Source organism: Aeromonas sp. R1-1 (genome assembly GCF_040908495.1).
GTDB classification, from domain to species: domain Bacteria; phylum Pseudomonadota; class Gammaproteobacteria; order Enterobacterales; family Aeromonadaceae; genus Aeromonas; species Aeromonas veronii.
The window spans coordinates 1-12,811 of sequence record NZ_JBFODV010000017.1; the positions used below are offsets into that span (position 1 = coordinate 1).

9 protein-coding genes and 1 tRNA gene are annotated in these 12,811 nt (G+C 59.6%); 6 read left to right on the forward strand and 4 right to left on the reverse strand.

Annotated elements, in window-relative coordinates:
• Nucleotides 1-7: 7 nt before the first annotated feature.
• A tRNA-Tyr gene (locus AB5Y92_RS00685) sits at nt 8-92 on the reverse strand.
• A gap of 124 nt (nt 93-216) precedes the next feature.
• Here AB5Y92_RS00685 and AB5Y92_RS00690 point away from each other — a divergent pair.
• Nucleotides 217-726 (forward strand): VC2046/SO_2500 family protein, encoded by a 510-nt coding sequence (locus AB5Y92_RS00690; protein WP_164537171.1) that lies wholly within the window; start codon nt 217-219, stop codon nt 724-726.
• A gap of 111 nt (nt 727-837) precedes the next feature.
• Here the strand turns inward: AB5Y92_RS00690 and raiA are convergent, their stop codons facing one another.
• Entirely contained in the window at nt 838-1,176 is a 339-nt protein-coding gene (gene raiA / locus AB5Y92_RS00695) for a ribosome-associated translation inhibitor RaiA (RefSeq protein WP_005334257.1), read from the reverse strand.
• Nucleotides 1,177-1,544: 368 nt separating this feature from the next.
• Here raiA and AB5Y92_RS00700 point away from each other — a divergent pair, with 368 nt between their 5' ends.
• The 3 genes from AB5Y92_RS00700 (at nt 1,545) to AB5Y92_RS00710 (ending at nt 7,226) form a co-directional block, all read left to right on the forward strand.
• On the forward strand, nt 1,545-4,049 hold the full coding sequence (locus AB5Y92_RS00700; RefSeq protein WP_368225147.1) for a putative bifunctional diguanylate cyclase/phosphodiesterase: 2,505 nt from the start codon (nt 1,545-1,547) through the stop codon (nt 4,047-4,049).
• A gap of 99 nt (nt 4,050-4,148) precedes the next feature.
• A complete protein-coding gene (locus AB5Y92_RS00705) occupies nt 4,149-6,050 on the forward strand; it encodes a transglycosylase SLT domain-containing protein (RefSeq protein ID WP_040066126.1) in 1,902 nt (633 codons plus the stop codon).
• A gap of 177 nt (nt 6,051-6,227) precedes the next feature.
• Entirely contained in the window at nt 6,228-7,226 is a 999-nt protein-coding gene (locus AB5Y92_RS00710; RefSeq protein WP_040066127.1) for a LacI family DNA-binding transcriptional regulator, read from the forward strand.
• Between the two features lie 77 nt (nt 7,227-7,303).
• On the opposite strand, the gene AB5Y92_RS00715 is transcribed toward AB5Y92_RS00710, so the two are convergent.
• Together AB5Y92_RS00715 and AB5Y92_RS00720 are read right to left on the reverse strand one after the other, a co-directional pair.
• A complete protein-coding gene (locus AB5Y92_RS00715; protein WP_368225149.1) occupies nt 7,304-8,368 on the reverse strand; it encodes a 3-deoxy-7-phosphoheptulonate synthase in 1,065 nt (354 codons plus the stop codon).
• Nucleotides 8,369-8,494: 126 nt separating this feature from the next.
• On the reverse strand, nt 8,495-10,456 hold the full coding sequence (locus tag AB5Y92_RS00720) for a TonB-dependent receptor (protein ID WP_368225151.1): 1,962 nt from the start codon (nt 10,454-10,456) through the stop codon (nt 8,495-8,497).
• A gap of 266 nt (nt 10,457-10,722) precedes the next feature.
• Between AB5Y92_RS00720 and AB5Y92_RS00725 the strand changes: the two genes are divergently transcribed.
• Both AB5Y92_RS00725 and AB5Y92_RS00730 read left to right on the forward strand, forming a co-directional pair.
• Entirely contained in the window at nt 10,723-11,871 is a 1,149-nt protein-coding gene (locus tag AB5Y92_RS00725; protein WP_368225153.1) for an isochorismate synthase MenF, read from the forward strand.
• Nucleotides 11,868-12,811, forward strand: a 944-nt coding sequence (locus tag AB5Y92_RS00730) for an AMP-binding protein (RefSeq protein WP_368225155.1), incomplete at its 3' end; no start/stop codon positions are given. The genes AB5Y92_RS00725 and AB5Y92_RS00730, both read left to right, overlap by 4 nt.

Consider the following 12,811-nt stretch of genomic DNA (forward strand, 5'->3'; position numbering starts at 1 on the left):
TGAATGATGGTGGAGGGAGAAGGATTCGAACCTTCGAAGGCAGAGCCGTCAGATTTACAGTCTGATCCCTTTGGCCGCTCGGGAACCCCTCCACAAGTGCGAGGCGCATACTAACAGATCTTCCGGTTTTGTGAACCCCCAAGCAGGATTTTTCCATTAAAAGAATTGGATTTATGGCCGATAACCAGTGAAATCGCCATTTTCGAGAGTTATCTCATGCTGCCCAGTTCAATCCGTAATCACCTGCTCGTCGATGAGGGCCAGTTGGGGCAGCGCCTAAACCGTGACCTGCAGCATGGGGATCGGGCGGATTTCCGGTTGCATCTGGCCCTGCTGACCGACGCGGTGGAGGAGCAGCCCTGGTTTGATGCCAAACCGGCGGCCAGTTCCCAGAGCCGTGACTGGCGTCTGCACTTTGACCTGAGACCGGCAGAGGTGCTGGTGGCTGAAGGGGCGGGGAGTGACTGCAGTGCCATCAATGAGCGGCTGCAACAGGGGGGAAGCATGGTGGATGTGCGGCTCTGGCTGGCGCTGCAAATGCCGCCGCTTGCGGTCAAACAGCCGCTGCTGGATGAGGCTGTCTACGACAACCTGTCGCCGCTGGCGCGGGAGCGGTTGCAAGGAAAGCTGGCCGATGTGCCGAGGCCGGAGGATCCGCTGGTATTGCTGCCTATCCTCGATCGTTTGCAAGAGGGGGTGGATACCCGGTTGCAGTGGCTCAGTTGATGGTGCCTGTTCACTGGTGTAACGCGATGCTTGTCGGCAAATCACAGGCAACAAAAAGGCGGGTGACCCCGCCTTTATGCTCTTTAGAATTTTTAGCCTTGCGGCATGCTATCAAGCGTCAGCTTCATCCGGTTGCGGCTGCTCTTTGAGCGCAGCGTTGGCACGACGGGCAATCGGCTTTTCGGTGTGACGGTTGAGTTGGCGCTCCAGTTTTTGCCCCAGTTCGTTGATGGCGGCGTAGAGATCCTCATGCTCTGCCTGGGCAAACAGTTTGCCGTTGGGGATGCCAGCACTGGCTTCGACAGTGAACATCAGACGCTCTTTGGAAACAATCACATGAGGTGTGATGAGAGGCACCTGAAGACGTTCGAGCTTTTCAAAACGGGATTCGATGCGCTCGCGGATAGCCGGGGTGATGTCGATGATTTTGCTGGTAATTTCGATTTTCATATTGGCCCCCTTCGGGTCGTCTTGCTTGTGTCTTCACCTTCAGATTACTCATTGGTAAAGATTGAAATGTGATCTATGTCACATAACCTTCCCTTGGCTATTCAGCAACTTATAAATTGTGATCTTTTCCGGTTTCGTGCCAAAAACAGCTTGAGCTCCATGAAACTGGCAGGCAGTATGACGGGAATAGGATCGTTTCTGTCCCTTCTTGGCAGCACTTCGTGTCGACCTCATGTCCGGTTTCCACTGCTTGATATCGCATGTTTGTACTCTTCCCTCGCAACCTCTGATCTGATGAGCGGATGCAGGGGGCGTTGCTATGCCTGATTGGACATCAAACGTGGTTGGTTGTTGTGTTGGAGTGGTAAATGAAGCAGCAGGCCACGCAAGTCATGTGGTTTTTCGATCGGCAACATGATCAGTGGAGTCTCTCTGATCAGGGGGCCTACCAGCAGTGGCAAGGGGAGGGCAATCATCCCTGGGCCGCTCGCCTGTTACCGGAAGATGAGGTAGGCTTTGCCGACTTTCTCGTCCGGCTTCATGAATCACATCTGCCTGAACAGTTCATCGGTCATCTGAAAGATGATCAGGGGCAGCTCAACCATGTGCTCTGGAGCGGCCAGTTTGTGCCCACCCAGCAGATCTGCTGTGGCTGGCTGGCCCCGCTCGACAGTGCCAACAGTGCGGTATCCTCCCTCAATCTCTCTTTGCCGCTGCTGCAAACCACCCTGCTCACCCAGTTGGCGCAGGCGCTCTCTGCCCGCACCGGACTCGATTTCTTCAATACCCTGGTCAGCCAGCTGGCCCATATCCTCAAGGTGGATGCGGTCTGGGTGGGTGAGTTGTGCGGTGCAGATCGGGTCAAAGTGCTGGCCGCCGACGGGCTGGTGCAGAAGGACTATCCGCTGGCGGGCTCCCCCTGTCAGGAGCTCTACAAGCAAGGTGCCATCTGTTTCGAGGTGATCGACGAGTCGCAGGAGTATCAACCCTGGCTGGCGGCCGGGCAGACTTATTATGGTCAGCCGCTGTTTGATGCCAGAGGCCAACTTCTGGGCCATCTGGCGCTGCTCTATTCGGCCCCGGCAGATACCAGCAACCTCACCTCGGTGCTCAATACTTTCTCAGTACGGATGGTGGCCGAGCTGGAGCGATTGCAATCAGATGCCCAGATGCGCCTCTCTGCCGTTGCATTCGAGACCCACGAAGGGATCATCATTACGGATCCGGGGTTCAAGATCCTGCGGGTCAACAACGCCTTCAGCCAGATCACCGGCTTTGACAGCCAGTCGGTGCTGGGCCTGCATCTGGAAGAGGATCTCTGGCCAAATCTGGGGGGGCTCGGTTACGAGCTCAATACCCTCAGCCGCTGGCAGGGGGAGACCCAGCGTCGCCATGTCGATGGTCACACCTATCCCCAGTGGGAGATAGTGACGCCGGTGCAGGATGAAAAAGGGGTGATCAGCCACTTTGTCATCTGTTTTGAAGATATTTCCGAGCGCAAGGCGGCCGAGCGACGCATTCAGGATCTCGCCTATTACGACGAGCTGACCGGATTGCCCAATCGCCGTCAGTTGCACGAGACCCTGGTGCAGACCTTCAACGAGGCGACTCGTGACGGTCTGATTGGCGCGCTGCTCTTTATCGACCTCGATCACTTCAAGACCATCAACGACTCCCTCGGCCACGCCACCGGTGACTGGCTGCTCAAGGAGGTCGCCGCCCGTCTCAAACGGTTGGTGAGACAGGGGGATTGTCTGGCCCGCCTCGGCGGTGACGAGTTTGTGTTGCTGCTGTCATCGCTCTCGGCCAGCCCGCCCCAGGCGGAGATGCAGGCCGATATCATTGCCGAACGGCTTATCACCGAGATTGCCGCTCCTTATACCTATGTGGGGCAAGTGCTGCACATCGGCGCCAGCGTTGGCATTACCCTGTTTCCGGATCGGGAGCAGGGGGTCGATGATCTGCTCAAGCAGGCGGATACCGCCATGTATCAGGCCAAGTCCGCTGGCCGCAAGACCCGTCGCTTCTTCGATGCCTCGATGCAGCAGCAGGCGGATCGCCGTCTGCTTATTCACAATGAATTGCGCAACGCCCTCAGCCAGCAAGAGCTGACCCTCTACTATCAGCCCCAGCATATGGTCGATGGCGGCGATATCATTGGTGTCGAGGCGCTCATTCGCTGGCAGCCGGCCGGTCGCTCGCTGGTCTCACCGGCCGAGTTTATTCCCATCGCCGAGGAGACGGACCTGATTGTCGATATCGGCAACTGGGTGCTGCACGAGGCATGCGCCCAGTATGTGCTGTGGGAGGAGAACGGCATCCACATTCCGCAGATCTCGGTCAACGTCAGTGCCAAGCAGTTCCATGCCACCGACTTTGTCGAGCGGATCCACGATGTGTTGGCGCAAACCGGCATGGATCCGGCCTGCCTCAATCTGGAGATCACCGAGTCCGTGGTGCTGGGCCATGCCGAGGACACCATCAGCAAGATGACCGAGCTCAAGGAGCTCGGCATCAGCTTTGCCATCGACGATTTTGGCGCCGGTTACTCCTCCCTGAGCTACCTCAAGCGGCTGCCTGCCGATGAGCTCAAGATCGACCGCTCATTCATTCAGGACATCCCGAAAGATGGCGACAACATGGCCATCGTCGAGGCGGTGATCGCCATGGCGCGACATATGGGGTTCAACGTCACGGCGGAAGGGGTGGAGTCCCGTCAGCAACTGGAGTTTCTCAAGGCGCAGGGGTGCAGTTTCTATCAGGGCTATCTCGCCTCCAAGCCGCTGCCGGTGCCCTATCTGGAGAAATATGTACAGCGGCTGACCAGACCGGAGCAACTGCGTGAAATGCAGCTGAGCGAGGCAGAAAAATAGTCCCTGCTCCCCGCTGTAGCGCTGCCCGGCAACGGGTAGAATGAGAGGCAGTAGACCCACCGCCACCGGGCGGTGTATTGCCCTCAATGGAGATGTTCAGTGAAAGCTGTATGGGGAATTGTTTTGTCGGCGCTGTTTGTGCCGACCCTGATGGCGCAGACTGCCGACCAGACGCTCTACCGTCAGGCGTATGACGCCGTACGGGCCAATGATCAGGCCCGTTTCCAGCAAATTCGTGCCCGTTTGACCCATTACCCCCTGCTCCCTTACCTCGATTACTATCAGCTCGCCTTTCGTCCGGGGGCGGCCGATTACAACGATGTGACCCGCTTTATCCGCCAGCATGGAGATACCCCCCAGTCCAACCGGCTGGAGCGCAGCTATCTGACCTATCTGGCCCAGAGCCAGCAGTGGTCGCAGTTCCTGCGCTTCTATCCGGCCAAGCCGAGCTCCACCGACCTGCTCTGCATGCACTATCAGGCGCTCTATTACACCGGCAAGCCGAAAGAGGCGTTGCAGGGGGCGGGCAAGATCTGGATGAGTGGCCAATCGCGCCCTGATGCCTGCTCCCCACTGTTCCAGCTGTGGCAGGCATCCGGTCAGCGAACTCAGGAGAAGATCTGGCAGCGGATGACGCTGGCGTTCGAGGCGGAAAACCCCAATCTGATCCGCCACCTTGGCGCGACCCTGGGTAGCGGCTTGCAAAGCTATGGCGATCAGATGGTGACCCTGTTCGAGCAGCCCGCCAAGGCGATGAACCCGGCCTATTTCAGCAGCAATCCCTATTCCCGCAAGCTGCTCTCCCTCGGCTTGACCCGCTATGCCAATCAGGAGCCTGAGTCGGTGCTGCGCCAGCTTGCGCTGTTTCGCAGCCGTTTCGGCCTGACCCAGGCCGAGGTGAAACCGGTAGAGCGTGCCATTGCCCGCCGCCTGCTGCTGGATCGCTCCATAGCCCAGCGCAGTTGGGTCGACAGCACGGTGAAAAAACTGGCGGATCCCGATATCACCGAGCTGCGGGCACGACTGGCCATCTGGGAGCAGGATTGGCGTGGCCTCTCCGGCTGGGTGAAGATGATGCCGATGGCCCGTCAGAAAGAGGATCGCTGGCGCTACTGGATGGCGCGCTCCCTTGAAGTGCAGGGGCAGCAAAAACCGGCGCGGGATCTCTATCTGGAGACCGCCAACCTGCGCGGTTTCTACGGCTTTATGGCCGCCCAGCGCACCGGGGTGCCTTATCGCATCAAGAACCAGAGCGTCAAGCATGTACCGGACTGGCGCACGGCCAGTCAGCGCTGGCCCTTCCTGTTGCGGGTGCGCGAGCTGCTGTCGATGAACGAGATTGCGGCGGCCCGCTCGGAGTGGATCCACAACATGGATCGCAATCCGGTGGCCCAGCGCATCGAGTTTGGTCATATTGCCCTCAATCAGGGTTGGCACGAGCTGGCCATTCTCGCCAGCATTCGCGCCGAAGCGTGGGATGCCCTCGACCTGCGCTTCCCGCTGCCGCTCAAACGCACCTTCTCCCAGATGGCGCAAGAGCGCACCATGAACACCAGTTTGCTCTACGCCATCTCCCGTCAGGAGAGTGCCCTCTATCCGCTGGCCCAGTCGCCGGTGGGGGCGCGCGGTCTGATGCAGCTGATGCCTGCTACTGCCAAAGAGACTGCCGGCAAGCTGGGGGTGCCCTATCGCAACGAGCAACAACTGTTTGATCCGACGATGAATATTCGTCTGGGGAGCGCCTATCTCAAGCGCTTGCTGGATGTCTATGATGGCAACCGGATCCTGGCGGCGGCCGCCTACAACGCCGGGCCAGGACGGGTAAAACGCTGGCGAGAGCAGAGTGACAACAAGCCGATGGACGTGTGGGTTGAGAGTATCCCCTACAAGGAGACCCGCAACTACGTGCAAAACGTGTTGTCGTTCGATCTCATCTATCAGCACAAGCTGCAGCAGCCGCTGCGCTTCATGTCGGAGCGGGAGCTCAATCACGCCTATTGAGTCGGGGGCCGCCAGCCGGCCCCTGTTTTCAAATTTCCCTGCAGCCGGGTATCATCGGGTAAGGTTTTGTTACCAAAGGAAACATGCCTGGTGACCTGGCTCCGGGAATTGCATCAGGCCGCAGGGTATACTCGGGCGTCGGCACCGACAGGTTCCCCCACAATAAAGGAATGGATAGTGGCAACGATTAAAGACGTTTCTCAGCTGGCAAATGTGTCTATCTCCACCGTGTCGCGGGTTATCAACAACACGGCACAGGTAGCACCGGAAAAGCGTGAGGCCGTACTGGCGGCCATGAAGGAACTGAATTTTCGACCCAACAGTTTTGCCCAGGCACTGGTCAGCAAGCGTTCCAACTGCATTGGCGTGCTGGTTGGCGACCTCTGCGGCGGCCCCTTCTTTGCCCAGATGATGCGTGGCATCGAAACCATGGTCGATCAGGCCAACAAGTTCACCATCGTCATGTCTGGCAACCACGATATCGCGCGCGAGCGTCATGCCATTCAGGCGCTGCTGCAGCGCCAGTGCGATGCGCTGATCCTCCACAGCAAGGCGCTTCCGGACGAGGAGCTGAGCGAGCTGGCGGCAGGCTCTACCCCCATCGTTTTCATCAACCGTCAGGTGCCGGGCTTTGAGGATCGCTGCGTCTGGCTCGATAACCAGGCGGGGATCACCACCGCGTGCCAGCACTTGTTGGATGCCGGTCATCGCAACATCGCCTTTATCACCTCCGATGATGAAGAGTTTGTCGATGGTCAGCAGCGGATGGCCGGTTACACCCAGACTCTGGCCAGAGCCGGGATCGCCTTTGATCCTGCTCTCGTCAGCCGCGCCTTTGCCGACGAAAATGGCGGCTATGTGGCGATGAGTGAACTGCTGGCCCGTGGTGTCGAGTTCACGGCAGTGCTCGGTTTCAACGACGGTATGGTGGCCGGCGCCATCTCTTGCCTGCTGGAGCGGGGTTACAAGATCCCGCAGCAGGTGTCGGTGGTGGGGTTCGACGATATCCCCTACGCCCGCTACATCTATCCCAAGCTCACCACGGTGCGCTACCCCATCGAGGAGATGGGCAGCCGCGCTGCCGAGCTGGCGCTGCGTCTGCTCGATCACAAGCCGGTAGACGGCCTGGCGCTCAAGTTTGAAGCCCAGCTGGTGGAGCGAGAGTCAGTCGCCTGACGAGTGTCAAACAGCGAACAACAAGGTGGCCCCATCGGGGCCACACTGTTTTCTGCGTTATCTGAATAATCCGCCATTTATCCCGCCAGGGCGATCCGCTGCTGACGGCGCGCCTCAACCCCTTCTGCCACCATATCGAGCAGTTGCCTTGTCTGTTCCCAGCCGATACAGCTATCGGTGATCGACTGGCCGTAGCGCAGCGGTTTGCTGCCGATATCCTGACGCCCTTCGCAGATAAAACTTTCCACCATGATGGCGGCGATGGCATGGCTACCAGCACCCAGCTGGTCGGCAATGTCACGGGCAACCAGCAGCTGGCGGGCATGCTGCTTCTGGCTGTTGCCGTGGCTGCAATCAACCATCAGGCGAGGGGAGAGATGGTGCTGGCGCAGCAGCTCGCCAGCCTCTGCTACATGACAGCTCTGATAGTTGGGCTGGCGGCCACCGCGCAGGATCAGGTGGCAGTCGGGGTTGCCATGGCTGCGCACCAGTGCCAGCTGGCCATCACCGGAAGGCTGGGTATAGAGGTGGGCTGCCCGGCTGGCGAGGATCGCCTCTACCGCGATCCGGATATTGCCGTCGGTACCGTTTTTAAAACCGATGGGGCAGGGAAGGGCCGAGGCCAGCTGGCGGTGGAGCTGGGATTCGGTGGTGCGGGCACCGATGGCGCCCCAGCTGATGAGGTCCCCCAGATAGAGCATGCTGGTGAGATCGAGAAATTCGGTGGCACAGGCGAGCCCTTCCTGTCCAAGGGCCAACAGTAACTCGCGGGCCTGGGTTAGTCCCTTTTCCAGTTGATCGCTGCCATCGAGGTCGGGATCGAAGATAAATCCTTTCCAGCCGAGCGTCGTGCGCGGCTTTTCGAAATAGGTGCGCATCACCAGTTGCAGCTGCTCCCCGTATTGGCCCTGCAGTTCAGCGAGCCGGCCACCATAGTCGCGGGCGGCTACCGGATCGTGAATGGAGCAGGGGCCGATCACCAGCAGCAGGCGATCATCCTCTCCTTGCAGAATATGGCGGGCTTGCTGGCGGCTGCGTGCGATTTGGCGAGTAAGCCGTGCCGGACAGGGTCTGGCCTTTAACATCTCGTCAGGGGTGGGCAGGGTGGCAAGGGGTGAAGCATTCAGAAGTGAGGTGAACATGAGCGATCCTGATGACAAATGGAAATCTGCATGCTCTTTGCTGTCCAGTGGGGATCTTCCCCTTATTCTCTTGGTTAATAGAGCGCGGGCATGGGCCCGCGCTCTGTTATATCGGCCTTGGCTACCTTAGAAGCGGGCTGAGCCGCTGACGTAGTAGCTGCGACCCGGTTCGACGTTCTGGAAGACGGTGTCTTTCTCTTGCAGGCGCACGTCGGTCAGGTTGTTGATCCCCAGTCGCAGGTCAAAGTTCTCGGTGACCTTGAAGCCGGTGCCGAGATCGAAGGTCTGATAGCCGGGCAGCTTGTGCAGTACGACAACCTTGTTGACGGTCTGCTCGGCAAACTGGGTGCCGGTGTAGGTGGTGCCGACAAAGGCATTGACCCGCTCGGTGGCCTGCCAGGTGATCTTGGCGTTGGCCTTGTGCTCCGGCCGCTCGGGCAGAGCTTGGCCCTGATCGCCTTCCGCCTTGAGGTAGGTGTAGTTGGCGCCGAGGTTGATATTGTCGGTCAGGTCGAGCTTGCCGGTCAGCTCCAGCCCCTTGGTGGTGGCTTTCTCCAGGTTGTACCAGGTGCGGTCAGAATATTGCTTTTGAGGACCAGGTAACGCCTTGTTGATTAGCATGTCGTCTATGTCCGAGTAGAAGAGGGTGGCGCTGGTCTCCCAGATCCCCTCTCCTGCGATGACCCCCAGCTCGTAGTTGGTGCTGGTTTCCGGTTTGACCTTGTCATTGCCATAGATGCTGCAGCGGCCTCCACAGCTCTCGGTGCTGTAGCCGTTTGTATACTGATGCGAGGCCGGCGCCTTGAAGGCCTGGCTAACACCGCCTTTCACGGTCACCACATCGTTCATCTCATAGACCAGATAGCCGCGCGGGGTGAAGTGGCTGCCGTAGAGCCCGTGGTGATCGTAACGGCCGCCCAGCGTGAAGGTCAGGCTGTCGGTCAGGCCGATCTCGTCCTGAGCGAACAGCGCCTCCTGGGAGTTGCTCTCCTTGCCGCCGATATCCTGGTAACTCACCGCATCCACCAGCTCCCGATCCAGATATTCACCACCCAGGGTCAGGTAGTGGTTGGCCAGCGTCAGGTTGGTGTAGCCCTTCAAAGTAAAGTTGTTCTCTTCTTTAGGCTGCTGGTGGATTTTTAGAATGTCGTTGAAGTCATCTATCTTGGAGCTTTCGTAGTTGACCATGACGGTGGTGTCACCCCAGCTCCAGTTCCCCTTGTGGGTCAGCCCAAACAGGTTGCGATCGTTTTGCTGTTGGCGGCTGTGTATCTTATTGCCGATTTTGCGGAATGTATCGAGAGGTCGCTCATCCTGGTTGTAGAGGTAATCCAGCTCGAAGCGCTGCTGCTCATCCACCAGCCAGCTGAGGGTGGAGGCGAAGTTGCGGGTCTGCTTGGCTTCGATAAGGGGGATGCCGTCAGCGGCTTCGGTGGGGGTCCAGGCTTGACGGTCATACACCTCACCGTTCATCCGGATCAGCAGGTTGTCGGTCAGCGGGCCGGTAAAGCCCAGGTTGGTCCTGTGCTGATCGCCGCTATCCTTGCCCTCGATGGCCTTGAAGTCGGCATCGGCCGCCCCTTGCCAGGTTTTGCCCGGCTGCTTGGTGATGATGTTGATGACACCCCCGATGGCATCGGAGCCGTAAAGTGCTGACATGGGACCACGGATCACCTCGACCCGCTGGATCATGCCAAGGGGAACCGGAGTGTTGTCGAAGTTGCCGCCGCGCCACAGAGCATTGGAGGAGGAGAGGCGTTTGCCATCCACCAGCACTAGCGTGTATTTGCCGGACATGCCGCGAATGCCAATATCGCTGCGGCCATTGATGTCAGCTTCAGCCTGAATGCCCACTTCGTGGCGCAGCAGGTCGGCAAGGTCATTGACCGGTGCGGCGGCGATCTGTTCTGCGGTGATGACAGAGATAGAGGCCGGTGCCGAGCGGGTATTGTGCGCCGTGGTGGTGACGGTAATCACCTCATCGGCTTGAGGGGCGTTGCTGGCGGCGATCGCTTGCTGGGTCAGCAGGGTGACGATGGTAGTGGCCAGCAGGCTGGGAGCAATAAAACGGGAGGTTGAGGATTTCATTATTTACATCTTCCATAACATTCAAATGATAAGCGTTATCATTATCAAGTTGAATTTGCTCCGATCGCAACTCTTTTTTATCGGCGAAGCTCAGTTTCGTTCGTCACCCTCTTTTGACTAAAAAGAAGTTAATGAAATTGATTCTCATTTGTATTGATCGTTTTTTCGCTCCTTGTTAGGATGCCGTTCACCCTGATATCTGGTGAGTCAAATGACTCACCTTAAGTCGTGTCAGGCAGTGATTCATTCCAAGGAGTAGCACCGTCATGTGTGACCATGCACTGGAAGGAGAGTGGCCCGCCACAGCGGTCGGGTTGGATAAAGTGTGCTGTTTTGCCAGCGGTGACAGGGTTCTGGTCGCTTCCGGTATCCACGACAGTTTTACCGGCATCCCACCGGAGAAGCTGCTCGCCCATCTGCGTCAGTTGCGCCAGCAGGGGATGGCCAATCCCATCGCCATCGGCGCCATTCCGTTTGATACCCAATCCCCTTGGCATCTGGTGATCCCGGCGCAATCGCAGTGGGTCGCAAGGGATGCGATGTTGCCCGCCCGCTGTTGCCAGCTCCATGGCGAGGTGAGCGAAGTGACCGGCTCTGCCCACTATCAGGGGGCGGTACGGGCGGCGTTGCAGCAGTTCAGCGAGGGGCAACTCGAGAAAGTGGTGTTGTCGCGCGCCATTGATGTGCAGAGTGCAGAGCAGACCTCCCCCGCACACGCCTATGGCTCTCTGCTGGCCCAGAATCCGGGCGCCTATGTGTTCCAGATCCCGCTGCCGGATGGGGAGACCCTGCTTGGCGCCAGCCCCGAGCTGCTGGTATCGCGCAGCGAGATGGCGGTGGTGAGCAATCCGCTGGCGGGCTCCCGTCCGCGCCACGCGTTTTCCGATCAACAGGCGGCTAGTGCTGAGCTGCTGGGGGCGCAGAAGGATCGCTATGAACATGCGCTGGTGGCCGATGCAGTCGCAGCAGCCCTCGCTCCCTTCTGCCGAGAGCTGGATGTTCCCATCGAGCCGCAGGTGATCGCCACTCCTACCATGTGGCACCTCTCGACCCGCATCGCCGGGCGGCTCCATGAACCCTCTCCCGTGCTGGCACTGGCGCTGGCGCTGCACCCGACACCGGCGGTGTGCGGCACGCCGCTTTCGGCTGCGCGTCAGGCCATCGCCCGGCTTGAGGGGTACGATCGCCGTTTCTACTGTGGTGCTGTCGGCTGGATGGATGCCGATGGCAATGGCGAGTGGGTAGTCACCATCCGCTGTGGCGTGCTGGCCGGCAAGCAGCTGCGGCTCTATGCCGGTGCCGGGGTGGTGGTGGGCTCCTCGCCGGAAGCAGAGTGGCAGGAGACCGCCGCCAAGCTCGGCACCATGCTGCGGGCGTTTGGCCTCGAGAGCCGGGAGCCGGAGGTAACTGCATGAAGCCGCTGGTGCCCTTTACCCCCTGGCCTGTAGAGCTGGCAGCCCACTACCGTGCGCAAGGGTGGTGGCGCGGGCAACCGCTCACCGCCCTGCTCGATGACTCCGCCGAACGTTATCCCGAGCGCACGGCCCTGATCTGCGGCGAGCGCACCCTCAGTTATGGCCAGTTAAAGCGTGAGGTCGATGCGCTGGCGGCGCGGCTGGCAGCGCACGGGCTGGGCCATGGCGATACTGCTCTGGTGCAGTTGCCCAATTGTGCCGAGTTCTATATCTGCTGGTTTGCCCTGATCCGCTGCGGCGTGGTGGCGGTGCATGCCCTCTACAGCCATCAGCGGCGCGAGCTGGTGGCCTTTGCCCGCCAGATTGAGCCCGCCTTGCTGGTACTCAGTCCCTCCCATCCCGGCTTTGCCGGTGAAGCGGGAAGCCTCGCGGCCCTTGATGAGCGGGTATCGCCTTCCTGTCAGACACTGTTTTTCGAGCAGGCTGAAGGGAGTGATCTTCAGTCAGGATTTGCATGGCGTCAGCCTGAAACCGTGGCTCGTGCTGATGGTTCGCCTCTGACTGCCATCGCGCCAACTCCTACCCCGGCCGATCAAGTCGCTTTTTTCCAGCTCTCCGGCGGCAGCACCGGCACCCCCAAACTGATCCCCCGTACCCACGATGACTATGGCTACAGCGTGCGCCAGAGCGTAGCGGTGTGCGGTTGGGATGAGCGGGTGATCTATCTCTGCGCTCTGCCAGCGCCCCACAACTTTCCCCTGAGCTCCCCTGGGGCACTCGGGGTGTTTTATGCCGGTGGCTGCGTGGTGCTGGCAAAGGATCCCTCTGCAGCAACCTGTCTGCCGCTGGTGCAGCGCCATCAGGTCAACTGGGCGGCACTGGTGCCACCGGCTCTGGCGCTCTGGCTGGAGGCGGCCAGTCACTATCCGCAGACCTCCCT